25 protein-coding genes and 2 pseudogenes are annotated in these 22156 nt (G+C 57.0%); 3 read left to right on the top strand and 24 right to left on the bottom strand.

What is annotated here, in order from left to right:
- Nucleotides 1–29: 29 nt before the first annotated feature.
- The 14 genes and pseudogenes from J5M73_RS09025 to J5M73_RS09090 all read right to left on the bottom strand — a co-directional run bounded on the left by J5M73_RS09025 (nt 30) and on the right by J5M73_RS09090 (nt 9234).
- Nucleotides 30–335 carry a phage tail assembly protein gene (locus J5M73_RS09025; protein ID WP_060842616.1) on the bottom strand — a complete coding sequence of 102 codons (306 nt, stop codon included), beginning with the start codon at nt 333–335 and terminating at the stop codon, nt 30–32.
- A 12-nt stretch (nt 336–347) separates the two neighbouring features.
- Nucleotides 348–857 carry a phage major tail tube protein gene (locus J5M73_RS09030; RefSeq protein ID WP_016965333.1) on the bottom strand — a complete coding sequence of 170 codons (510 nt, stop codon included), beginning with the start codon at nt 855–857 and terminating at the stop codon, nt 348–350.
- Nucleotides 858–869: 12 nt separating this feature from the next.
- Nucleotides 870–2036, bottom strand: a complete 1167-nt coding sequence (locus J5M73_RS09035; RefSeq protein ID WP_207167144.1) for a phage tail sheath family protein — start codon at nt 2034–2036, stop codon at nt 870–872.
- 101 nt (nt 2037–2137) lie between these two features.
- Complete coding sequence (locus tag J5M73_RS09040) at nt 2138–2590, bottom strand: phage tail assembly chaperone (RefSeq protein WP_242553905.1); 453 nt, start codon at nt 2588–2590, stop codon at nt 2138–2140.
- Complete coding sequence (locus tag J5M73_RS09045; protein WP_146036383.1) at nt 2587–3357, bottom strand: hypothetical protein; 771 nt, start codon at nt 3355–3357, stop codon at nt 2587–2589. Before J5M73_RS09045 ends, J5M73_RS09040 begins: the two co-directional genes overlap by 4 nt.
- Nucleotides 3358–3830: 473 nt before the next feature.
- Nucleotides 3831–4310, bottom strand: a pseudogene (locus J5M73_RS31835) (phage tail protein); the annotation flags it as partial.
- A complete protein-coding gene (locus J5M73_RS09055) occupies nt 4307–4912 on the bottom strand; it encodes a phage tail protein I (protein WP_102861401.1) in 606 nt (201 codons plus the stop codon). The gene J5M73_RS09055 and the pseudogene J5M73_RS31835, both read right to left, overlap by 4 nt.
- Nucleotide 4913: 1 nt before the next feature.
- The gene (locus tag J5M73_RS09060) at nt 4914–5795 is read right to left on the bottom strand and encodes a baseplate J/gp47 family protein (RefSeq protein WP_102861400.1); all 882 of its coding nucleotides are present in this window, start codon (nt 5793–5795) and stop codon (nt 4914–4916) included.
- Entirely contained in the window at nt 5792–6118 is a 327-nt protein-coding gene (locus J5M73_RS09065) for a GPW/gp25 family protein (RefSeq protein WP_102861399.1), read from the bottom strand. The genes J5M73_RS09060 and J5M73_RS09065 overlap by 4 nt, the downstream gene beginning before the upstream one ends.
- 4 nt (nt 6119–6122) lie before the next feature.
- A complete protein-coding gene (locus tag J5M73_RS09070) occupies nt 6123–6326 on the bottom strand; it encodes a hypothetical protein (protein WP_102861398.1) in 204 nt (67 codons plus the stop codon).
- Nucleotides 6327–6429: 103 nt separating this feature from the next.
- On the bottom strand, nt 6430–7020 hold the full coding sequence (locus tag J5M73_RS09075; RefSeq protein WP_102861397.1) for a phage baseplate assembly protein V: 591 nt from the start codon (nt 7018–7020) through the stop codon (nt 6430–6432).
- Nucleotides 7017–7538, bottom strand: a complete 522-nt coding sequence (locus tag J5M73_RS09080; RefSeq protein ID WP_102861396.1) for a hypothetical protein — start codon at nt 7536–7538, stop codon at nt 7017–7019. Before J5M73_RS09080 ends, J5M73_RS09075 begins: the two co-directional genes overlap by 4 nt.
- A gap of 79 nt (nt 7539–7617) precedes the next feature.
- Nucleotides 7618–7968 carry a phage holin family protein gene (locus tag J5M73_RS09085; protein WP_102861395.1) on the bottom strand — a complete coding sequence of 117 codons (351 nt, stop codon included), beginning with the start codon at nt 7966–7968 and terminating at the stop codon, nt 7618–7620.
- 519 nt (nt 7969–8487) lie between these two features.
- A complete protein-coding gene (locus tag J5M73_RS09090) occupies nt 8488–9234 on the bottom strand; it encodes an XRE family transcriptional regulator (protein WP_102861394.1) in 747 nt (248 codons plus the stop codon).
- 563 nt (nt 9235–9797) lie between these two features.
- Between J5M73_RS09090 and J5M73_RS09095 the strand changes: the two genes are divergently transcribed.
- Both J5M73_RS09095 and J5M73_RS09100 read left to right on the top strand, forming a co-directional pair.
- Nucleotides 9798–10268: a type II toxin-antitoxin system antitoxin SocA domain-containing protein gene (locus J5M73_RS09095; protein ID WP_207815410.1), complete on the top strand. Its 471-nt coding sequence runs from the start codon at nt 9798–9800 to the stop codon at nt 10266–10268.
- Nucleotides 10265–10831: a hypothetical protein gene (locus J5M73_RS09100; protein ID WP_207815411.1), complete on the top strand. Its 567-nt coding sequence runs from the start codon at nt 10265–10267 to the stop codon at nt 10829–10831. Before J5M73_RS09095 ends, J5M73_RS09100 begins: the two co-directional genes overlap by 4 nt.
- 68 nt (nt 10832–10899) lie before the next feature.
- Here the strand turns inward: J5M73_RS09100 and J5M73_RS09105 are convergent.
- Nucleotides 10900–11130 (bottom strand): annotated as a pseudogene (locus tag J5M73_RS09105) (glycoside hydrolase family 19 protein); the annotation flags it as partial.
- A 651-nt stretch (nt 11131–11781) separates the two neighbouring features.
- On the opposite strand from J5M73_RS09105, the gene J5M73_RS09110 reads away from it, so the two are divergent.
- Nucleotides 11782–12828, top strand: coding sequence for a YaaC family protein (locus J5M73_RS09110; RefSeq protein WP_207815412.1), 1047 nt, complete (start codon nt 11782–11784; stop codon nt 12826–12828).
- A gap of 497 nt (nt 12829–13325) precedes the next feature.
- Here the strand turns inward: J5M73_RS09110 and J5M73_RS09115 are convergent, their stop codons facing one another.
- The 9 genes from J5M73_RS09115 to J5M73_RS09155 form a co-directional block, all read right to left on the bottom strand.
- On the bottom strand, nt 13326–13799 hold the full coding sequence (locus J5M73_RS09115; RefSeq protein WP_207815415.1) for a hypothetical protein: 474 nt from the start codon (nt 13797–13799) through the stop codon (nt 13326–13328).
- An 18-nt stretch (nt 13800–13817) separates the two neighbouring features.
- The gene (locus J5M73_RS09120) at nt 13818–14942 is read right to left on the bottom strand and encodes a DUF4238 domain-containing protein (protein ID WP_207815417.1); all 1125 of its coding nucleotides are present in this window, start codon (nt 14940–14942) and stop codon (nt 13818–13820) included.
- A 231-nt stretch (nt 14943–15173) separates the two neighbouring features.
- Nucleotides 15174–15659, bottom strand: a complete 486-nt coding sequence (locus J5M73_RS09125) for a lysis system i-spanin subunit Rz (RefSeq protein ID WP_207815519.1) — start codon at nt 15657–15659, stop codon at nt 15174–15176.
- A 32-nt stretch (nt 15660–15691) separates the two neighbouring features.
- Nucleotides 15692–16243 carry a glycoside hydrolase family 19 protein gene (locus J5M73_RS09130; protein WP_207815419.1) on the bottom strand — a complete coding sequence of 184 codons (552 nt, stop codon included), beginning with the start codon at nt 16241–16243 and terminating at the stop codon, nt 15692–15694.
- Between the two features lie 200 nt (nt 16244–16443).
- Entirely contained in the window at nt 16444–17271 is an 828-nt protein-coding gene (locus J5M73_RS09135) for a methyltransferase, TIGR04325 family (RefSeq protein WP_207815424.1), read from the bottom strand.
- A gap of 70 nt (nt 17272–17341) precedes the next feature.
- Nucleotides 17342–18385: a contractile injection system protein, VgrG/Pvc8 family gene (locus tag J5M73_RS09140; RefSeq protein ID WP_207815425.1), complete on the bottom strand. Its 1044-nt coding sequence runs from the start codon at nt 18383–18385 to the stop codon at nt 17342–17344.
- 61 nt (nt 18386–18446) lie between these two features.
- Nucleotides 18447–18653: a tail protein X gene (locus J5M73_RS09145; protein WP_207815426.1), complete on the bottom strand. Its 207-nt coding sequence runs from the start codon at nt 18651–18653 to the stop codon at nt 18447–18449.
- A complete protein-coding gene (locus J5M73_RS09150; protein ID WP_207815427.1) occupies nt 18628–19473 on the bottom strand; it encodes a phage tail protein in 846 nt (281 codons plus the stop codon). Before J5M73_RS09150 ends, J5M73_RS09145 begins: the two co-directional genes overlap by 26 nt.
- Before the next feature lie 9 nt (nt 19474–19482).
- On the bottom strand, nt 19483–22041 hold the full coding sequence (locus J5M73_RS09155) for a phage tail tape measure protein (protein ID WP_207815428.1): 2559 nt from the start codon (nt 22039–22041) through the stop codon (nt 19483–19485).
- Between the last annotated feature and the right edge of the window lie 115 nt (nt 22042–22156).

The raw sequence follows: 22156 nt of genomic DNA on the forward strand, positions 1-22156 counted from the left end.
GTTTCGCCGCCACCTTCATCACCGCCGGATCAAAGCTCGTCGTCTTGCACCAGGCGAAAATAGCCGGCCTGCAGGCGTTGATAGTCCTTGAGTGCCATGCTCTCCAGGTCCTTGGTGCTGATTTGCGCGAGGCTGGCAAACAGCATCAGCTCGCGCTGTTCATCGTCACCAACGCCGGCGGCACTGGCGGCGCGCACATCACGCACCGTCGGCGCCCGCAGGGTGAGCCGGTCGCAGACCACGCCGTTCATCTCCACCGGCTTGCTCAGCGCCACCATCACGCTGTCGCTGCTCAGGGTCATCCAGCTCGGGGTCTTGTCGCTTGCTTGAGACATGAGGTGTCTTCCTTACAGGCCCAGGGCCGAACGTTGGGCGGCGAGCTGGTCGACGCCATTGATCACGCGCTTCATGCCCAGGGCATCGATCTCGTAGATCAGGCGACCGTCGACTTCCAGCTTGTAGTAGGTCAGGGCCACGTTGTGCTTGATCTCGGCCTTGTCGCCGGACTTCCAGTCGCCCATGTCGACCTCTTTAAGCAGGCCGCGCAGGGTGACGATCACCGGGGTGACCTTGCCCTTGAGGCCCTTGAAGGCGCCACGGAACACACCGTTGAAGCCGCTGCCATCGGCCAGGCCGAACATCTTCAGCGACTCGCGGCGCACGCCGGTGGTGGTGAAGCCGGCCTCTTGTTTCTCCATGCCCATGTCCAGTTCCACCGGCACATCCATGCCGCCAACACGGTGTTCCTCGGTCTTGAGGGTCAACTTGGGCAGGGTCAGGCTCGGCACGTCGCCTTGAAAGCTGATGCCATCGACGAACAGGTTCATGTTCGCCAGGGTTTCGGGAATCATTGCCATTGCTGCGGCTCCTTAAGCGGCTTGGTCGAGGACTTCGGTCAACCACTGGTTGGTGACCTCGACCCGGAAGTTGGGGTTTTCGGCGGGCGGTACGTCGGTGAAGCGGATGTTCCAGTACACCTTGCCCTGCTCCAACTGGCTGGCGGTGTTGAGCTCGGTGTCGGCGTAGACCTCGAAATTGATGATCGCGCCCTGGTTCTTCAGATCACGCATGAAGGCCTGCAGGCCCTCGGTGACGTCCTTGACGTAGGTCGCGGTGATCGAGCGGTCCACGGCCCATTTGTGGCCGAAGAGGATGGCGTCCATGACGATGTCCATGGTCCGCACCCGGGTGACGAAGGCCCATTTCGGATCGCTGGACAGCGTGCGGTTGCCCCACAGGCGGAAGCCCGCATCGCGAATGATGGTGGTGATGTTGGCGTTGTTCAGCAAGTTGGCGCGGCAGGTTTCATCGCCGTCGAGGAACTCGATCGGCCGCTTGGTGCCGGTGATGCCGACGAACTCCTTGTTCGACGGCGAGGCCCAGAAGCCGTACTCGTTGTCGGTCCAGGCGAACAGACCGGCAACCCAGGCCGAGGCCGGCGCATCGACGGTGGCATTGGCGCCGTTATCCCAGTGCTGAACACCCGGGTCGACCATATAGGCGCGCTTGGCACCGAAGTTCTTGGCGTAGGCCATGGCCGCTTCGTCGGTGGTATTGGGACCATCGAGAATAGCCAGGCCACGCAGCTTGTCCGCCAGGGCCACCAGGGCGGTGCCGATGGCCAGGGTCGAACTGTGCTTGGGGGTGACCAGCAGACGTGGCTGGGCGTTGAAACGGCTCTTGCCGTCCAGCAGCGCCTGCAGGCCGGTACGCTTGCCGTCGGCCAGCACCCCGCCGATGATCGCCGAAGTCTGCTCGGCCGCGTCGGTCATCTTGGCCACGCCACAAGCGACGATCACCGCCTTGGCCCGCTGGTAGATGGCCTGGCAGGCCTTGGTGATGGCCGCATCCGGGCCCCAGGCGGCAATGGCCTCGCGCTCGTTGGTGATCAGCAGCAGGTCATTGACCTTGGCAGTGGCGGTCGGGCCTTCGGTGAAGGTGTCCACCAGGCCGATGATCGAAGACGACGGCAGCGAAATGGTGCGCGTGCCGGTGTCGACGTTAGTTACGGTAACGCCGTGGAAAAAACCACTCATGGATAAACTCCAGACATGAAAAAGCCCCGGGTGAAGGGGGCTCGTAGGGATGATTGATTGGTGGGAAGCGGGAAAGAAAACGCCCCGGCGGTGCGGGGCGTTTAATCGGTTTGCTCGGCGATCCAGGGCGGCGCCACCGGGCGATGTTCAATCTGTGGAAAGTCCGGGGATTGCGGCCAGTCGCGTAGGGATTGCATGTACACAAGCAGCTCGTTGTACTGATTGTCCGAAAGGGCAGTAGGCACTTTGATTTCAAGCTGATCTCGATGGCGGTCGCGCAGCCATGTAACGGCCGCCAACTCGGCAGCTCGCCAGATTCGTTCATCCTCACCCTGGTTGAAAGGTTCAACCATAGCGTGGAGCGCATCAGGCAGCGGCAACGTGACTGCAGGTGCCGGCCGCATACCTTCGATGACTTTTGCCAATGCCACCGAGTCGATGTCAGGGTTAGTTAAGATTTCTTGGGGGATATAGTGGTTTAACGTCACATTTCCCCAGTCGACAAGCATGGTGCCAGCGGGAGCCGACACAGAGAGAACTTTAAATCCACTCACAAGATATTCCCCTTTACTCGATCAGGGCTGTTGCCCCCTTCAAAGATCAAGTTGTTGCCATTTTTCTCAATCGAATAGCCACCAGCACCAGGTGCATTGGTCGACGCTGCACCGGGGCTACCAGGAGCGCCGCCTGCGCCACCGTTCCATCCGGCTGTATACCAGCCCCCAGCGCCACCAGCATCCAAACTGCCTGCCGCTGGGTAGCCATAGCCGTAAGTAGAAACTTGATACATTCCGCCACCTGCGCCGCCAGGACGTCCCGCGCCACCGCCACCTCCGGTATGCAGTACGTTGGGCCAGTAGGCATCCCCGCCGCCACCTCCGCCACCGAAAATGTAGCCATTGCGGTTATCGAGCGTTGCAGGAAAATCAAGAACAACAGCTGTGGCGCCTGGCAAGGGCCGAGCGGGATAAGCCCCCGCGCCACCCGCACCACGGATGTAGTGTTCATTGATGATTTTTAGCGTGGAGCCTGGTGGAAAAACTCCCGTTCTCAATGAGTATCCCTTCCCACCACCGTAGATCATTGCACGGTTGATAAAGAGATAACGTCGCGCCTTGGTCGGCTTGCCCATGAGGTCAAAAATGCTCGCACCCGCTCGTTCTACTGTGTTGATAAACACAATGGTTCGCCGCCAGACCGTGCGCCACCCACTTTCGGTTTTGATGAACAGCTCCGCCCCCTCTCGCCAGCCGTCTGCAAGTTTCACATAAGGCATGACACCAGGCAGGTAACCGCCATCCAGTTTTACGTGGAAGTTCATTATGGTTCCTCGTACTGCAGCCAAAGCGTACCGACCGAGCCATCAGTTGGTTTAGGGGCAACAGGAGAATGGATAAAACGGTCTGAAAACGCAGCCTGCAGTTTTTTAGGTGTGACAATCGTTGAGTCATCTACCCCAGCTAGTACCTGAAGTTGAGTCGCAACCTTTGCCGTACCTCCAATAGTTTCCGTTGCAACTCGCCAAGACAGTTTGAGCGGCGTAATGAACGTAGTGTTGTCAACACCCTCATTTATCTGAGCCTGAGTCGCAACTTTCGCCATGCCCAAGACAGCTTCGGTCGCCTGAGTTGGTACGGATGAGATGAGTTGATCTACTTCAACTTTTGTATATGCGTCGGTAACTCCATATCCCCCAAGCGTTGTCGGGTTAGCGCCCGACAGTACAATCCCTCTTTTATCAATCGTCACCTGCCGGTAGATACCGGGCTTTTTGTCCCCGGGTAAAGCCGCTGCGGCCACCGCACTATCCACATATTCACGGGTAGCCAGAACCACCGCCGGATCGATCTTCAACACGATCTGCGCGGTGTTGGCGACGATGAAGTTCATGCGGATGACTTGGGTCTTGCCGGTGCCCTGGGCCAGCAGGGGCTTGAAGCTCGGGGCGCAGTTGGCCACCGCCACCAGGTCGCCGTCGGCATCGAACAAGCCGATCTCACGAATCCAGCGACCGCCAACATCAGGCGGGATGACTTGTTCGGTGATGATGACGTTGGGGTTGGCCGGGTCGGTGCGTACCTGGTTGACCGGGGCGCGGCGCCACTCGTTGACCAGTTTGGTCTGAGCCCGGTTCGGGATGGGGTCGGTGCCGTTGGCATCGCCGACCGCCATTTCCTTGAAAGTCCAGGGCGTGCCCAGGGCCGTGGCATTCGCCTGTTTCGCCTCGCCCACCGCCGTGAGAATGGCAAAGAACTGACTGTTGGAATCAATCATGAGTACACATCCAGGGTGTCTGTTTCATCAATACACATGACCTGGCCATAACGGCCGGTCACTTCAATGTCGCGGGGTGTCGGGGGATAAACGTCGAGCACTTCGCCTTGATCCACGTAGGCGCCGTAACCGATGACGCCGGAGGTTTCCAGGCTGATGGCCAGGCCAGTCATGTGCCGGCTGACAGGCCGGGCGTCATCGATCAGCCGGGTCAGCTCCTGGTACATCTCCTCGGTGATGCCGGTATCCAGCACCCCGACTTTCAAGGCAAAGGTGGCCGGTTCGCCTTCAGGGACCGTCTGCCACCATTCGACCACTTCGATCAGGTAGCCCAGCGGTTCCACCACCCGGCGCAGCGCACCGATGGTGCCTTTGCGAGCGTGGATGAAGTACGAGGCACGAATGGCGTTGCGCTTGACCGTCTCGGACCAGCGCGGGTCCCAGCGATCCACCGACCAGGCCCAGGCCAACTGCGGTAGCAGATGCACCGGGCAGGTGGAGGGGTTGTACAGGGTGCGCAGCATGATGGCGGTATCGCCTGCGCTGGCCGCCTCAAGGGCGCGCTCCAGCGGCGTGCTATTGATCGGCAATAGGCTGGTCATCTCAGCTCCCCAGCGTGACGCTGTAACCAGTGCAATACGCCGCTTGAGCCTTGGTCGGGGTGATGTCTTGCCAACCCGCCAGATCGACCCGAGCCACGCCGGCCACATGCAACTGCGCATCAATGGCCGAACGAGCCACCTCGATGCCCAGGCGCCGGCGTGGGTTGACCCAGGCAGCCAGCTTGCGCTCGGCTTCTGCCAGGGCAGCGTCACCTTCCGGGCCGGAGCCCTTCATGTGCAGCACCGCGTCGATGCGATACGGCAAGACCTGGGCACTCTGGACCGTGACCCGGTCGCCGAGCGGTCGCACGTCTTCATCGTTGAGGGCTGCGGCAACGGTCGCCAGCAAGTCAGGACTGGCCGCGCCATTTCCCTCCAGGCTCAGCACCGTGACCGTCACCCGGGCCGGTGCCGGGCTTTCGGCCTCGGCGTCTGCTACCAGCGCAGAAGCGTTACGGGCATGCAGGATGTAGCTGTTGCGCGGGCCGGCCGTGGTCAGTCCTTCATAGGCCAACTGCACGCGCTCGCGCAGAGCGTCGTCGGCTTCCTTGACCTCCTCCACCGGCGGCACCGCCTGCGGGTCACCCTGCAGGATCACCAGGCGCTGCAGTTTGACGTTGGCCGCCAGGTGATCCAGGTCCGTGCCCTTGGCATGGGCCAGCAGCAGCGCCTTGGCTGCATCGTTGACCCGGGCCCGCAATTGCATATCGCCGTAGGCCGATAGCTCCAGCAGTTTGCTCACCGGGTCGCTTTCCAGGTTGGCCGTCCAGTTATCGCCCATATGCCGGCGAAAGGTGGCCAGCTTGCCTTGGTACAAGGCCTCAAAATCCAGGGCCTCAAGCACCTGCGGCGCCGGCAGCGCCGACAAGTCCAACGTACTCATGCCGTCACCTCCAAAACCGCGCTATCGCCCAGGTACTGGCCGGTCAGTTGAAAGCTGATCTGACCACCCACCACCGCAACCACTCTTACCCGTTCCAGCTTCAGCCGGGGCTCCCAGCGCAACAGCGCTCGGGCCACTTCGGCCTGCACCGCGCTTTTCCACCCGCCGGTTACCGGCAAGTCGACGTAGCGGCGCAGGTTGCTGCCGTATTCCGGGCGCATCCGCCGACTGCCCAGCGGCGTGGTCAGGATGTCCTCGATGGACTGCCGCACATGCTCGATGCCGGACAGCGACAGGCCGGTACGGCGATCCATTCCGATCATCGTGTCACTCCTGCGCTTGCAGATCCGGGTGGGCGTTCAGGTAGTCCAGGGCGACAAGGTCGCCGGCCTTTACCGACACCTGTCCCTGGGCAACCCGCAACTGGCGGCCATCCGGCAGGATCAAATTGCGCGAGGTGTAAAGGGTGTCGCGAAACACCACAGTGCCGGCGCCCACAGGGCGGCCGGGAGTTTTCTTAGGGGTGGCCATAGGTATCTCCGGGTACAAAAAAACCGCTCGGGGCGGGTTGATGGGGTGTTCGGTGATGGGTGAGACGTGAGCGCTGAGTCGTGAGGGCCACGACCCGCATGGGTCACTGCGGCGTTGCAGTTGAACCGGGACCCGGCATCACACCCAGATGGGTATGGGTCGAACCGACGTTGACCCCGTTGTGCTTCAAGCTGCCGCCGTTGATGTGCACATCGCCATTCAAGGTGATCGCTCCGCTCAGGGTGATGCTGTCGGCCTTGCCGCTCAGGGCGCTGTCGGTCACCACCGCCGAGCTGCCGCCGACCTGAATGGTCACCGTGCCGCTGGGCAGGCTGATGCTGTAGCTCTTGGCCTGCCAGTCATAGACCAGCGAGCCGCCATCCTCGAAACGCCAGACCTCGACATGGTCGCGGTTGTCCGGCTGGGGACCGGCGTTGCCATACAGGCCGGGAACGAAGGTGCCCTGGGCCGGCTCGCCGCTGGGGCTGATCAGCACGCCCTGCTCCCCCAGGCTCGGCGCCCGCCAGTGCCGGGCCTTGCCCGCGGCCTGGCTGTGCCAGCGCACCCAGGCGCTGGTCCAGCCGGCGCCATCGGATACCCGCACCAGGCCAGCAGCCAGATCCACGCCGACCACGCTGCAAGGCAGGATCAGGCCGGCAATCATGCGGTCGTGGGTTGCAGACACGTAACTCACGCCATGTGCTCCGGCGACTGGTAGCCGCCCTCATGACCTGGGCCGGTATCGGGGCTGAACCCCAACACCAGGGTGCCCGGTGGTTGATTCGGCCAGGGCCATTGCTCCTGACCCAGGTAGATAAGCTGCTGCCACTGCACGATCCACTCGGCCCGGTAAACCGACTCTGCAGCCGTACCAGCAGGCTTGGCCCACACCGCCGTCGCGCCTTCGACAAAGTCCAGATCCCACTGCTGACAACGCAGCAGCTCGATTAACTGAGCCGCCAGAATGGCCGCCTGCAAAGGTGCCTGTGCAAGTTCGGGGTCAACCCGTACCCGGGCCTCCAAAGTGGCCCGCATGCAGCAGCGACCGTCACCCGGGTCGGCTGCCTGGTCCAGGCCGGTGACGGCAAAGTAGAGCGCCGGCTCAGTGGCGCCTTCAAACGCCTTGGGGAATGCCTCAACCGTCTGCAGATGGGGCATCGCCAGCTTGATCGTGGACGTGATGGCGTCTTTTAGCTGGGTCAGTTCGTTCATTGTCTAGTTCCAGAATAAGGTCGAGGCGGTCCAGCCTTCGGGCTCAAGTCCAGTGGACCTTTTTAAAGGCCGGAGCGGATCAGCGCTGATCCGAGTTCGAATCCCGTGAAGGCGGTTCGCAAACCCCGATGCGCTTGGCCGCCCAGCGCTCATAAAGGCCGATGGCAACGTCAGCGCCGGCCATGGCGGTCAGGCAGCCGAAGGCGCAGGCGGTCCAGATCGAGACGCCGGCGGCATACAACAGCATGATCGCCGAGACCCCGCACACCACGCAGGCTCCGGAGCGCAGCGCCAGGCGCCGCAACAGCGACCAGCCACGAGCGCCCTCCTTGTCGGCGCGCCACATTTCGCCGGAAACGCCACCGACCAGCGCCAGGACGATGACCAGCCAGATCGGCATGTCCAGCAACGCTTGTTGCTCGTTTGTCATTCACGTCTCCCGTGCGGATTGAGGCCAGCGAGATGGCCAGTTGATAGAAGGCTGATAACGATGTTTCAAGGGGTCCCTGTCTGTTGGTGGCCCACGTTAGGCAGGCATTCCAAAAAGCCCGGTCGCCCGGGCTTTTCAGTAATGCAAACCTTGGTCTTTCGGCACGACTGGTGCGGTACGGACCCATTCAAATTGTTCCTCCGACCGCGACCCTGTCCGCCGGATAACTGCTTCTGGTGCTTTACGCTGCACACCCGGGTCAGTTGCCAACCCTCTGAACCGTCGAGGCCGGTTCATCGCTGCCTTTGCTTTGCCACTAAAGAGCGTCGTTGCAGCCGTTGTTGAACGGCTTGAGATGGATAATATGCATTCATGCATATGCAGTCAATGCGTAAATGCATTTATTTATGCATGCGAATTGCGCGAGTGCATGAGAGCCGCATAGATGCAGGGCGGTAGGGATTTTTCGAGGGCGAAAAAAAGCCCGCTCAGTGGCGGGCTTTGTCTGACAGTGATGGCTTAGCGGGCGTACATGCCCCACCAGAAGACGTGACCGAGGATGCTGATCTGCTCCTCCTGGATTTCCTGGAAGCTGTAGTCCTCATCCGGATGCTCATCGCGGTTGAAGCTGCGCAGGCGAATCCCGGTGGGCAAGCGATACAGCTGCTTCACTCGCAGTTGGCCATTGTGGTTGATCGCATACAGGTCGCCATCAACGATATCGCCGATGGCACACTTGCCGGCATTGACCCCGACCGTTGCACCATCGCGCAGCACCGGCAACATACTGTTGCCCCGCACCGTGACGCATTTGGCCTGATCGAACTGCACGCCGTTGTGCCGCAGGCTGCGCTTGCCGAAGCGCAGGCTGGCGCGCTCGCTCTCCTCGATGACGAATCTTCCTGATCCAGCAGCCAATTCAACCTCACGCAGAAAAGGAACCGACACCTCGTCGTCATCGACAGGGGTATCGTCGTCCCACAGGCTTATGTCCTTGAGTTCCGAATGAATCTCGTCGCGGGGCGCAGCAACCCGGGCAGGCGCGATATCCACGCGCCCGCGCAATTGGTCGGTGCTCACCTGGAAGTATTCAGCGATCCGCGAGATGTGTTTATCCGAAGGATCGACGATCTTCCCGCTGAGAATCCGCGAGAGGGTGGATTGAGGCACACCAGTCCGACGGTGAAGCTCCGTGGGGGAGATTCCATCACGATCCAGCAGCTCTCTTAAGACGGTAGAAACATTGCGTATTTGCATAGAACGCATAGTGCTCGAACTTTTAGCCCATGACAAATGCTGTTTTGCATATTTGTGCTGCATTTACCGGACAAACGCAGTAGTGCCTTGGTGTCTGCGAGGCCAGGGCGCCCATGGTAACCTTGCCGCCATCTGCAAAAAGCCGGGCCCAGCGCTCCTTTGCTTCACCCATTCAACGAATCCGCCTAAATACCAATGAGTAAAAATACCTCCGATCTGTCCTCCCACACGCCGATGATGCAGCAGTATTAGCCGAAACAATGCATAGGCCGCGTAAACCGTGGGTTACAGCGATTCACTGTCTAAAACCATTCAACGGAATAGCACATGTTTCAACCAATGAAATCGAGCTATGCCAGATACTTTTAGACAGCTTCTAGCTCTACAGATAGGCACCATCCACCACCGAGTGGACTTGAACCAAATACTGGATATGCGTACAGCTAACTGATAAAATCAGGCGCAGGAACGAGCTAGCACAGGTGTGTCAAGGAGAAATTGACATCCACCCTTGACTTCGGCAGACTCGCGCCTCATTTTGATATTGATGATCTATAAAGGAGGGCAAGACGATGAGTAGAGATGCGCGCGCAGTTGCCCAGCAAATCCTTAACGAGTGCCGTGAGGCTGGGGATCCTGCTGTAACGCCAATGCAGCTTTTGAAGCTTGTGTACATCGCTCATGGATACATGCTTGCAAGGCATGGGGTGCCATTGATCAACGAGCCTGTACAAGCTTGGCAATACGGCCCAGTGGTCCGCAGTGTTTACCAAGCGGTAAGAGACTTCCGCTCCTCACCAGTTACTCAGGTTCCCTCCGCACCTATGGAAAACTTTAATGCGGATGAGCGGACTATCATGAGGGACGTCGCAAGGACTTATGGGAAAGCAGATGGCGTAACGCTTTCGGCAGCCACCCATCAGCCTGGCACACCTTGGAGTGTGACTTGGAATAATCAGGGCAAAAATGCTGTGATTTCTAACGACATGATTGAAAGCTTTTATCGCTGGATTCTGTCTCAGCCAACTCATTCGATGCTATGAGCGAAGGTACAAGTGGCGGAAGCTCGCCAGAAGGATTACCAGGCAGCTTCCAGCCACCGTCCTCCCAGTCGCAATCTCCGTTGCTCGATCCCAATATTGCCAGTGAGGCTCAAGCTTTCGCTGATAACGAAGATCAAGCTAAGAGCGAGTTCCGACCGCCGCCTCCACCGCTGGAATCTCCACTACTTGATCCAACCATTGTTGGTGAAATCCAGGCCTTCGCTAATAACGAAGATCAGGACCAAGCTCAGAAGCGTAAGCAAGATAATGAAATTCATGGCTTGCGCATGGTTCATGCATGGCTTCTTTTTGGTCTGACTATAATCTGGGTATACGTAATTTGGATCGTGATTCTTCTTCAAGGCTTTGGTAGGTGGTTTGTCCCAATGATGCCTGGCTTCAAACCCCTGCATTTTGAGATTTCGGATTCGGTACTAATTGCTTTCATGACAACCACCACCGCGACTGTTCTGGGGTTGTATGGAATCGCCGCTTATTGGCTCTACGGTAAGCCGAAGCAGGAGGGTAAAAATACCTCCAAAGACAAGAAAAGGCCCAGCTAATGCTGGGCCTTTTCTTATTTCTGGGTTGAGAACTGTCGAGCCACTTCTCTGACATATACCTAGCACGCCGCCAGGGCTATCAGGCTCGCCCGCTGCCAGAACCAGCCCGCCGACAGCGCGTTATAAACCGGGCTCTCCAACAGTTCCGGGTTATTGAGCAGTCCCGAATCGCTGAACAGCGCTTCACTGCACGCTTCATTGCTCGCCCGGCCGGAGATCTGGATCAGACCCCTGCCCCGGTACTTCTGGCCGTCGCCATCCGCTTCGGGGATGTTGCCCAGGCGCTTGGCCAGGGTGCCGATGATGGATCGGGTACACTGAATAAAAAACTACATATATTTCAGTAAGTTAGTTAAATTAATCTCTTTGCTGTAGCAAAAATTAAGCAGCAAAGCGAGAAAGACCGGCAATCCGATCACATTTTGATCAGAGTCTATCCAATCAAAGTAACGCCATAGAGGATAGGGATTTGCCCCCCCCCTTCCGATGTCTCTCAGGACCGCTCCTGACCAGCATATGTGACACTTTTGCGCGCCGTATATGGCATAGCAAGCTCTACAGCGATCCCGAGCTTACCCTAAATTTGCCCCAAACCCTTCCGTCTGAACGGCGCTGCACTGCTTAACCAGGCCTGTGATATTCCAGTAGCACCCGCTAAACCTGCTTATGGGTAATACGAAGTGTCCTAAGAGGCGGCTCGCGGTCATTAGCTGCTGATAACAAAACGAGTTCATTCCCTCTCTGCTTTAAAGGTGAGTCGTATTTTATGAACGAGGGCTGGCAAGCCGACGACTCAAGGTAGGAAAAATCAGGCACGCTAGTTGACATCCAGAATCAACAGAAGAAGCATAAGCATGCTACAAGCATGGTAACGACACCATCGGAACGAGCGTTAACATGAAAACTTACAGTTTTTTAACAATACCTTTGAGTAATTTATGAGCTCAACAATGCAAAGCTCGACGTGGCAAAAACTTCTTTTTCTAGAAAGCCATGATTCTGTCATAGCATGGCACCAGCAGGTATTTTCTAGAACGCTTAATGCCCGCAGGGTAAAAGAGATAACATCAGCTGCAAGACAAGCTCGGGAGTTTTTTAGAAACTCTTCCGAGTCCAACATTTCGGTAAAACCATTATTAACATTTTACGGGGTTGCGAGCCTCAGCAGATCTGCAGCCCTTCTTCTTAACCCTCAAGGCGGTGAATCCGGCTTAACTCCAGGGCACGGCCTCACGACCGTGGAATGGTCGAAGACATTGTCTGGCAATATCTCTCAAGGCCTTGCGGCGCTAGGGAACCTAAGAGTAAAAATTTGCAAAGGACTATTTTTTGATATCATAAATCAAACAGAAAACACAATATGCCTTCATATAAACTCATCAGCGGTTGACTGGCAGATACCATATGAAATACCTAAACTGGGAGACGAATTATGTTTTGACGACTTAATGCTGCGACTTCCAGATCTCAAATCAGAACATTTACGGTCGTCTCAAACAGCTTTATATTCTTCTGTTCAAGAATTAACCTACAGCCCCGACAGTGGACTCACGGCACAGATCACATCCGATAACGTCCTAGCCCTTAGTGATATATATCGCGCAGATGGCTACCAAATCACAAACGATGCGCCACCTTACAACTTAACATGTGACGCACAAAGCTTCCAAAAAAAACCACTACAATTCTCACACTCATATATAAACAAGATCTTCAGCTCAATTCCAGAGCTACACATTACTGCACCATTTAAAAGCGGTTCACGCTATTCCCAAATAGCAACCGCATACATGACATCATATTTTCTGGGCATGCTTTGTCGTTACTACCCCACACACTGGACATCACTTTTTAGCGGAGAAAAGGGAGATGGACGATGGCCAGAAATATACTTAACCCAAAAATACATTGACCTTTGCTACCCTGAATTACTCTTAGAATTTTTAGATAACCACTTAGCTAATAGCAAAAAAAACAAGGTTACGCATACCGACTAAACATCTCAAATCAAACAGTAGTAGTCACCCACATTAGAATATTAAATACATATCTTCTAAGAGATTTTCGAGTCATCCAGGGTTTGCACATCAAACACCAAGCCGGGTATTTTGAGTACGATGAATTTAAACGCTCAAGATCTTTACATTGCCACACGCCGATTGTGCTCGGGTATTAACGCAAAAAAGCCCTACAGCCCCGAACAACAAGGGCAGCAGGGTTTTATTGACAAAGCTAGATAGATCGCCATTTGGCATTAAAGGACATTGAATGGCGTACGGTTTGCCACATTTTTGCCCCAGGCACGGGACTTAGTAGTCAGCCTCCCACCGTTCGATGATGAATTGGATGCTTGATAACTACGCCCCCTGAGTCATGTGACTTTTATTACATCCGAGCTTGACCATGCAGCAATGGTCAAGCAGGTATGCCTAAACATTTTCATCAGATATCAGCACTTCGAGCAATTGAAAGCGCGCCGAGTCAATCGAGGGATCTATAAGGAATCTTCCCAACCAGTAACTGCCAGGCTCCACGCAATCTCAGGATGGGATAAGGCAATGTATAACTGACGAGAGTCGTCTAACATCATAGTCAAGTTACCCTGCCCTCCGTTCGCGTAGCCAATGACCCCTCCATCACATCGAGTCGTCAATGTCATGCAGACCGGAGTTCGTGTATCTGACGAGGACATTTTATATGCTAGATGAACGCTGATAGCCGTGGACGGTATCTCATTGGAAAGATCAAGAAGGCGAGGCGCAGTCCATTGCTCAGGAGCTACAATCGACGCCTGTTCAGCCACCCCCTGAATTTTTTTCAGGTTCTGCCAAACACTCTCCCCAGAGATACTGGAACCAAGAAACATTAATATCGCACCAACAAATGCTGCCAATAAACCTACTAAGGTAAAGAAAAACCCCACAAGATTTAATTTGTCGCCAATTCCCGCTGCCACAATCCCCTCCATTTTTACGCCCACCTTCAGTCAATTATTGTCATTGAAACGCTCGCCCAAAATCCGTTTCATCATTGCTTCCATATCCTTAGCATGCTTCATAGCCCTATCAACTTCAGCCTTACTTTTCGGGCGACGTCCGAATTCATCCTGAAAATAGTAACTCCCATCTTGCGTCTTCATTGTCATGAAACCGACTTGAAGTGCCGTCGCAAAGCTCCTAGGTAGGAGAAACCTACCCAGCCTATTCCAGAGTGTTGTTTTGAGGTGCCGCTCAGGAAATAGGTCTCCCTCTGTACAACTGGCGACGTAGCGCTCCGCACGCATCTTAACTATATAGTTGACCTCCCGAACCTGTTTTTCAGAAAGTTGTCTTCCTCTCTGAACTCCATCGTACATGATCATTGGATTATCAAATAATCGAGGATTGGTTCGGGGCTTTCTGGCCCGACGCTCACCCTGCTTCCGCCCCCATTCCCGATGAGTAATCACCATCAAACGGTCACGATCAAGAGGTAACAGAGTCTGAGTGCCCAGCCAATGCTGGGGAGCATCCAAGCCCTTAGGTATTTCTCGGTCACATGGAAATACATAGGGATTAAAAAACGTCACCGGGTGATCTGAAAAAATAAACTTAGTAGCAGACTGTGCAGCCTCAAAAACTTCAATCGCGCCCTCCATCCACATTACACAGTGCATCCTACGAACTTCTTGCATACAGCTCATGAGCTCTTGTTGATTTCTCGCTTTAAGTTTAGCCCGGAGAAAGCGGAGTCCTTTGGGTGTACGTAGCCGAAGCGCGTCGAGAAACTCAAATACCTGGGTGTATGTAAAGTGCATTTTCTCTAAATCATTTTCTACAAACGCCTTTATCGCGTCCTTCCCAGTGCTATCTATTCTTCCGAACAGTAATCGCTCAATGTCATCATTTGGCACACCCAACACTCTAGTTGTGTACAGATCTCGCTCAAAAAACAAAGCATCCGGGCCTTTGCTGAGCATCTGCCGTCCTTTACCCACAATCACGCCCTTGTCATCGCGGTAGACATGAGGACGCATATCCAACACCTTAAATGCGGTGCATCCTTCAACAAGGAATCCCCTTTGATACCACTGCGGAACGTAGTGGTGTCGATAGGACTGTTGCTTTGGCATTGAAGCCTCCATTCCTGCGCCAATAACAGCTCGTCGTTTTTATACGCCTAAAACATTCTCCAGCTTGCTTCCAGAGTCAAATCTAGGTGATTCGCCACATGAATAGAAGCCCTACCATTAATACCCCCCCGGCTCTCCGCGCTTTGTGCACAGGGCAGGAGCCTTGGCTGGACTTGCAGGGCCATTCTGCGCGGCGGCGGATGTTGTCGCCTCCCACCGACCAGCTTATTTTCACTTCGTTGAAACGATTTCTTTGACATAGCTCTGGCAGGCCGCCAGGGCGATTAATCCTTGGTCGCCGTCTCCGGCGATGGCGACAATTCGTTGAGCAGCCGCTGGGTCAAGTTCGGCTCGCGATGTTCCATGAACCACGCCGCAGGTGCCGGCAGCGGCTGGCAACCCACCGCCAACACTCGATGCGGCGGTGTTGAGAAGGACTGACAGCCGCAAGTCAGCAGTAGCAAGCCGATCACGCATGCGAGCTTGGTTCGTTTGAGCATCACGCAGCTCCTTGTAATGGGTTTCATCATTCGCCTGCAGGCGGTCCTCCAGCGCCCGGCGGGCGTCCTGCTGGATTTCCTGCCAGTTGATCACCGCCGTGGCGGCCTGCTCGCGGTCCCTGTTGTACGCCTCGGCCTGGTCAGCCAGATCCTTACCGTAGGCGTTGGCCTGCCACGTCCAAGCCAGCCAACCACCCAGGGCGAACCCCAACACCATGGCCAGGGCAGGCAATAACCAGCCCGGGGCCTTCAAGGCAGCACCTTCAATGCACGCTCATACAGCGTCTCGCGATCTGCCAGGCCGTTGGTTCCGCCGTTGATGCGCTTGGTGATGGTGAGAAAGTCGCCTTTGTCGGACAGCGTGTTCAGGCCCGCACGCTGCCAGAACCACCCCGCCGACAGCGCGGCATAGACCGGGACTTCCAGCAGTTCAGGAGTGTTGAGCAGTCGAGCATCACTGAATAGCGCTTCGCTACAGGCTTCGTAATTGGCGCGACCTGTGATCTGGATTAGCCCCCTGCCCCGGTACTTCTGGCCGTCGCCATCAGCCTCGGGGGTGTTGCCCAGGCGCTTTGCCAGAGTGCCGGTGTCGTACTTGCGCAAGTACTGATCGCTGCCCAGCTCGCGCACCCATTGCAGCTGGCCGGACTCGTGGCCGATCTGCGCGATGAACGCAGCTACGCGCAGGCGGGTGATGATGCCGTATTTGCTCATAGCGGCGTTGAGAGCAGGAACAAAAACGCCGGCTTTAGCGCCGGCGTTGGGGAGGATCTGCAGCAGCAGCTGCGTTGTAATAGCCATCATTAAATACTCCGGTATTGATGATATTCCAAAGAAGGAGGCACGCAAGATAAAACAAGGCTACCCCCGTTCACTTTAACGCCAACGCGAACACCCACTCACTAGCAGCCAAAAAGCGGACATTAAAAAGCCCGCAACTTGGCGGGCTAAGAAAAGCTATACTGACCATTTACAACAAAAACTTGCCACAGACTAAAAATCTATTTCCTCAAACACAAGTACCCATAATTACCAACAAACCCACCACCAATAAAATGCGCTCGCCCCTCTTCAATAAGAGTTACCTGGATTTCATAAGCAGAAGATATAACCTTCTCTAGCGCTGTTTTTGCGAGGACCGTTACTGGGTAGATAATCTCACCATCTTCAACTCCCTCAGGAAGCCTTCCAGGCCCATTAGAAGATAGCATTGAGCGCTGAACAAGCACTGCCGTCTTGTCAGTTTCAGAGAGAGGAGTCCTTGTGACGAATAAGCGCTCTGCTCCTAAAGATACAAGCCTGGAAAGAAAGCGGAGCGGATCTGGCGTATATTGAATCGACCCACAGATCAGAACAAAGTCTATGCGACCAAGCCTTTCTAAAGCCCCTTCTATCGAATCTGCAAAAATCAACTCATCACTTTCTAACTCTTTTGCTGCGGAAACCATTTGTGGAGTTTCCACCACACACCAACGGACTCGCTTTTTATCGCCCATGGCAGACTTAAAAAAATAATAGTGGTAACCGCCACCCCCACCAAAATCCAAAACATTTAACGTTTCACTATCACTGTCACTCAGAGCAAGACCTGCGCTTAACGCACGAAGTGCATTCATATCAAACGCAGCCCGCCCGCTCGAGACAGCGTCTCGCACAACCTTATTCTTCTCGACTACAACCTTTGCAATGATATTACTATCATATCCAGGACCACAATTTTCGAGAGCTTCTGCATATGATTCAAATGTGCGAACTTTTCTTCTAAACCTAGAAAAAAGCTTTGTGATCAGTGGAGGGCAAATTAATAGAATAATTTTTTTAAAGTCCATTTCCCTATGGGTTCCGCCAAGTATTTATACAGAATTGTAATCAATTTGCGTCAAGACTGATACTCACTCCCTAAAGGTTCTCGATCCTGAGCGGCTTGGTTGCTTTCTTTTTCTTGCCCTTGGCTTTCGCCTTGCCCCTCTTACCACCATTGCACTCGACCGTGGTGCTCCACCCGGACTGGGTAAACACCTGCTCGACCGAGTCCACCAGGTACTCGCCATCGAGGCCGACCTTGAAGCCCTGGGCATTGATCATGCGTTCAGCGAATAGATCGGTTCGTCCCGGCATCTCCAGGCGCACGCCGGCGGTGCTGCGGTTGAATGCCGCCAGACGTGCTTTGGCAGCCTGTTCGGCTGCGGACTTGTTCGGGTAGATGTGGCGGTCGGTGTGTACCGGCGGCAGGCCATCCGGCGAGTCCTCGTTGCCCAGGTCGACGACCCGCAGCTTTCCGCTCTTCTTGTCCTGGTGCTTGGTCTGCACCGCCTTGTGGGTGCTCTTGTCACCCAGGCGGAACTGATAGCGGCTCACGTCGCGGCGAGTGATGGTGACGGTGCCAAGGGCCTTACCGCTGGCGCTCTGACCGGCCTGTCGGGGCAGCACCAGCAGCTTGCCGTCGGCCACCTTGGCCGTGCAGTCGTACTGTTTGGCCAGGCGGGTGATAAAGTTGAAGTCGGATTCATTGAGCTGGTCGACCCGGGGCACCTTGGTGGTGACCGGACAGACCGGCTGCCAACCATTGCGAATCGCTACATCGCGCACGATCTGCTGCAGAGGGACGTTTTCCCAGCTCCCACTGCGGGTGGTCTTGCCACTGCCGCGCATGTCGCTGGCCTTGCCCCGGATCTCGATAGAGTCGGGCGGCCCCGTCACCACGATCTCATCCACCATGTAGCGACCCAGGCGCGTCAGTGACTGGCCAGCGTAGCCCATGAACACCTCAATGCTAGCGCCACGGCTGGGCAGCGCCACAGCGCCGTCGCGGTCGTCGATGCGCAGCTCAAACTCGTCCGACTCCATGCCGGGCTTGTCCGAGGTGCGCAGGGTCAACAGCCGGTCATTGATCAGTGCGGTGATGTTCTTACCGTCCGCAACAATTCGGAACTCTGGTCTCATTGCTCATGCTCCAGAAATGGAAAACCCCGCACATGGCGGGGTCTGTAGGTGACTCTGACAATCAATCCCAGAGCAGTACGGAGGCATCGGTCTGGCTCAGCAGCTCCGGCAGCACGATCAGCACCCCACCCCGGAACGGCTGGGGCTCATCGGCCAGCCCCTGGTTGGCATCCAGCACCGCTTCGACACTGCCATTCAGGTGCCCGTAGTACTGGTGGCACAAGGTGTCGAGCAGATCCCCGTCAGACGTTCTGCATGTCGTCGCCATAGCTCACAAACTCCATTGAAAAGCCCTGCTTACGCGGGATGCCCCCGGCCAGCAGATGGCTCTGCTCCTCCTCAAGGCTGGTCAGGCACCAGGTGCCCAGCACCTCGCCATAGCCCGTGGTCAGGCTCAGCGGCTGCAGGCGTCGCCCGATGCTGCGCAGTTTCTGCAACTGACCCAGCCCACCCTTGAACCCAGGAAACACCGCGCCCTTGAGGGTGATTTTGTCGTCGCCCTGCCCCACCGCCTGCTGCGCGATGCTGCGGGTCAGGCGTTCCTGGCCAGCCCAGCGGAACCCGGTCTGACGGCGCAGCTCTTCAAAGGCGGCCGTATCGAGATTGAAGTAATACGGCTGTCCACCAGTCTTCAGCGGATGGATGATCAGCAGGTGCGGGAACGGCTTCACCGCCTCGGCGGCCGGAGTACCCAGACCGCCGAATGAACCGGTCGAGAGGATGTTGCCCAGGGAAGGACTGACCTGCCCACCGATCCGGTTGATCGCAGCACTTGCCTTGGCGGTCTGTTCCTGCAGCGTACCGAGCCGCTGCTGGATCTGCCCCGCCGCCGACACGGCCTGGCTGTACTTGGCCGCCACCTCACCGACCACGGACTGCGCGGCGGTGATGCCGCGCAAGGTCCGCTGCAGCTTTGCGCCCATCTCAGGCCCCACAAACGGGATGTTCTCCAGCTCCGAGGCAGCACCGGTAATCTCGCTGATGGCTCCGTTCAACGGGGTCAGCATGCCATCCGCACTGCTGCGGCCCGCCTCCCCCGCCTCAACCAGGGACTGGAACCCTGACTGCAGTTGTTCCATGTACGCCATGGCACCTCCTTAAACGTGTGGTTCGTCCGACAGCTGACGAGCCGCAGCCTGGCGGCTGTACTCGTCGAACATCCGCCGCATATAAGGCTCAACCTCCCGGGCCACCTGAGCCGGGTCTTTAACGTCCCCCTGCACCGTGACCTGCAGGCTCGGCGAGAAAGCAAATTGCTGGTCGACCTTGGACACCTGCTTCGCAGGCTCGGGCGCCTTGAGCATTGCCGGCACAGCTGCCGGCGGTGAGGCGGTCCCCATGGAGCGCACCACCTGCCCCATCATCAGGGGTGTCTGTCCGGTCTTGAACGATTTCGCGATGTCACCCAGGACCGGAGGAATGTCCTTTCCGGCGTTGACCATCATCAGCGGCCCCGCTGCGGGCATCCGCTTGAGCGAATCGTCGGAACCAAACATCGCTTTGCCGGCATAGGAGCCCAGGGCATCCCCTCCCAGGTAACCGACAGTGCCCCCGATGGCGGCACCGATAGCCCCACCAATGGCAGTGCCAAGCACTGGAACGACAGAGCCAATGGCCGCACCGGCAGCCAACCCCATTTTTGTCCCGACCAAAGCACCCGCCAGACCGCCAGCCGCGCCGCCATAGCCCTCCGCTTTCTCGTCCTTGGTCTTGGCATTCTGATAGGTATCCGCAGCCTTGAGACCGGCACCCAGTACCGACAGGATGGCCCCACCCTTAACCAACGGTGCCAGCCCCTTGAACAGGGAGCCGACACCCTTTAAGGCCGTCGAGCCTAAACCCACCGCACCTTTTGCAACGGCCCCCACACCGCCGCGGCTAAAGACATTCCTGAGCGCCTGGCCGACACGCTCGAGCCGCCCCGCCCTTCCTGCACTGGTTCCCTTACCGCCTTTGCCACCCTTCTTGTCCCTGCCACCATCGAGGTCGTAGTCGCCACCGCCCAGTCCGCCGGCGTTGGTGACAAAGACCCGCTGAATCACGTTCGGGTTACCCATCAACGAACCCCGGGCCACGTTGAGCAGGCCTTTGCCGATCTTGAAGGCGGACACCACGCTCTTCAGCGCGACCAGCCCGGCGCCCAGAGCAGTGATCCCCATAACCAGGGGCGGGGATTTTTCTGCCAATCCGGTCAGCGACCTGGCTACCGAGGTGATGTGCTTGGCTACCGCATCCGTTGCCGGCCGCAGAGCATCCCCCACTGCCCGCATACCGTCGTTCATCGCGTGAGCTGTTTCGGCCCAAAGCTGCGATGAGGTTTCCCGGCGCTCGGCCAGGTTCTTGTCGAGAATGCCCTTAGCGCCTAGCGAATCTTTCTTGAGCTGCTCGTACAGCTCCCGATTCTGCGAGTACGCCGTCAGCGCTGCCTTGACCTGCATGTCGGCGAACAGATCTCCGGTGCGCAGGGACTGTTCCAGAGCGTTCAGCATGGCCTTGGCCTTGACTGGGTCCGCCTCCTTGCTGATCTTAGCCTGGGCCTCGGCCATCTTCGCGGCCTTGGCCGGGTCGGTTGCCTTGATGTACCTCATGGCCAGTTCAAAGCTTGACTCCAAGGTCGACTTACCTTTCTGAACACCGGTACTCATCGAGGCCTGGTAATCAATACCAGCATCCTTGTACGCCTTGACCACTTCACTGGAGCCGATTTTCTCCATCCAGTTCTTCAGGTTGTTGGCTGCCTCATCGGAGCCGCCGGCAGTCTTCATCTGCACCTGCAGCATCGAGCCCAACTGACTCACCGCATCCATGCCGGTGATTTCCATCTTGCCCATGCCAGCCAGCAGCTGCGGGAACCAGCGCGCCATGTCGGCGGCCTCAAAGCTGCCCGCCTGGCCCTGCATGGCGATGGCTTCCAGGGCCTTCTCCATGACCTTGGGGTCGCTGATCTTGGCGTTCTGCTCCAGCGCCTGGATCATCTTGGCGGTGTCTTCACCACCAGAGCCCTGTCCCACCGCAAACTTGGCCGCCACCGGCGCATAAGACAGCGCCTTGTCCAGTTCCATGCCGGCGCCGACCAACTGGTTCACCAGATCGGCTACCTCATTGCGGCCCATCCCGGTGTCTTGCGAGGTCTGAATGATGGTGCGGGTCAACTGGGCTTCTTGTGGCTTGTTCGCTACATCGGCCTTGATTGCAATGTCGCGAATGATCGCCTGATAGTCCGCACTGATCTTGGTCGGAATGGCCACCGCACCGACCCCGGCCACGGCCTGGCCGATCCCGGACTTGAGGCCCTCCTTGCCCTGCTGGATCTGCTGGTGCCCCTTGAGCTGTAGATCCGCCCCCCTGGCCACGCGGCCGAGTGCCTGATACTCCTGGCGCAGTTTGTTGACCTGAATACCCTGCTTCTGCAGGCTGCTCAGGTTTCCCTCCAGCTTGCGCAACAAACCGGCGGCCGAGGCCGCACCGGTTTCGTGGGCCTTCTTCCATTCATCCCGCAGGCGCATGGTTTCGCCGATGGTGTTCTTCAGCACCTTGGCCTTGTTGCCTTGTTCCTCCAGCTTCTTGATCCGGCCCTCAACCGTTTTGAAGGCTGCCCCCACCGTCGAACTGACGGCGCCGCCGATCACCAGCCCCAACGCCAGTTTGCTTGCCATCTGATTCACCTATGCCCGAGTTGATGGGCTCAGTCCGTGAGCCACCAGACCATGTCGGAAAACCTCATGGTCATGATTTCCTCGGCGGAAAAATGCAGCTCGCTCGCGAGCCGCT

This window comes from Pseudomonas sp. 50_B (genome assembly GCF_017491625.1).
Taxonomy (GTDB): domain Bacteria; phylum Pseudomonadota; class Gammaproteobacteria; order Pseudomonadales; family Pseudomonadaceae; genus Aquipseudomonas; species Aquipseudomonas danubii.

Bases quoted from the DNA above. Each gene is read 5' to 3' on its own strand.
- J5M73_RS09065 (WP_102861399.1), bottom strand. From the start codon at position 6,118: ATGATCGGAATGGATCGCCGTACCGGCCTGTCGCTGTCCGGCATCGAG.
- J5M73_RS09145 (WP_207815426.1), bottom strand. From the start codon at position 18,653: ATGGCGACGACATGCAGAACGTCTGACGGGGATCTGCTCGACACCTTG.
- J5M73_RS09150 (WP_207815427.1), bottom strand. From the start codon at position 19,473: ATGGCGTACATGGAACAACTGCAGTCAGGGTTCCAGTCCCTGGTTGAG.
- J5M73_RS09090 (WP_102861394.1), bottom strand. From the start codon at position 9,234: ATGCGTTCTATGCAAATACGCAATGTTTCTACCGTCTTAAGAGAGCTG.
- J5M73_RS09110 (WP_207815412.1), top strand. From the start codon at position 11,782: ATGCAAAGCTCGACGTGGCAAAAACTTCTTTTTCTAGAAAGCCATGAT.
- J5M73_RS09055 (WP_102861401.1), bottom strand. From the start codon at position 4,912: ATGACCAGCCTATTGCCGATCAATAGCACGCCGCTGGAGCGCGCCCTT.
- J5M73_RS09070 (WP_102861398.1), bottom strand. From the start codon at position 6,326: ATGGCCACCCCTAAGAAAACTCCCGGCCGCCCTGTGGGCGCCGGCACT.
- J5M73_RS09100 (WP_207815411.1), top strand. From the start codon at position 10,265: ATGAGCGAAGGTACAAGTGGCGGAAGCTCGCCAGAAGGATTACCAGGC.
- J5M73_RS09155 (WP_207815428.1), bottom strand. From the start codon at position 22,041: ATGGCAAGCAAACTGGCGTTGGGGCTGGTGATCGGCGGCGCCGTCAGT.
- J5M73_RS09095 (WP_207815410.1), top strand. From the start codon at position 9,798: ATGAGTAGAGATGCGCGCGCAGTTGCCCAGCAAATCCTTAACGAGTGC.
- J5M73_RS09045 (WP_146036383.1), bottom strand. From the start codon at position 3,357: ATGAACTTCCACGTAAAACTGGATGGCGGTTACCTGCCTGGTGTCATG.
- J5M73_RS09125 (WP_207815519.1), bottom strand. From the start codon at position 15,659: ATGGTGTTGGGGTTCGCCCTGGGTGGTTGGCTGGCTTGGACGTGGCAG.
- J5M73_RS09060 (WP_102861400.1), bottom strand. From the start codon at position 5,795: ATGAGTACGTTGGACTTGTCGGCGCTGCCGGCGCCGCAGGTGCTTGAG.
- J5M73_RS09080 (WP_102861396.1), bottom strand. From the start codon at position 7,538: ATGAACGAACTGACCCAGCTAAAAGACGCCATCACGTCCACGATCAAG.
- J5M73_RS09120 (WP_207815417.1), bottom strand. From the start codon at position 14,942: ATGCCAAAGCAACAGTCCTATCGACACCACTACGTTCCGCAGTGGTAT.
- J5M73_RS09135 (WP_207815424.1), bottom strand. From the start codon at position 17,271: ATGGACTTTAAAAAAATTATTCTATTAATTTGCCCTCCACTGATCACA.
- J5M73_RS09030 (WP_016965333.1), bottom strand. From the start codon at position 857: ATGGCAATGATTCCCGAAACCCTGGCGAACATGAACCTGTTCGTCGAT.
- J5M73_RS09035 (WP_207167144.1), bottom strand. From the start codon at position 2,036: ATGAGTGGTTTTTTCCACGGCGTTACCGTAACTAACGTCGACACCGGC.
- J5M73_RS09085 (WP_102861395.1), bottom strand. From the start codon at position 7,968: ATGACAAACGAGCAACAAGCGTTGCTGGACATGCCGATCTGGCTGGTC.
- J5M73_RS09115 (WP_207815415.1), bottom strand. From the start codon at position 13,799: ATGGAGGGGATTGTGGCAGCGGGAATTGGCGACAAATTAAATCTTGTG.
- J5M73_RS09025 (WP_060842616.1), bottom strand. From the start codon at position 335: ATGTCTCAAGCAAGCGACAAGACCCCGAGCTGGATGACCCTGAGCAGC.
- J5M73_RS09140 (WP_207815425.1), bottom strand. From the start codon at position 18,385: ATGAGACCAGAGTTCCGAATTGTTGCGGACGGTAAGAACATCACCGCA.
- J5M73_RS09130 (WP_207815419.1), bottom strand. From the start codon at position 16,243: ATGGCTATTACAACGCAGCTGCTGCTGCAGATCCTCCCCAACGCCGGC.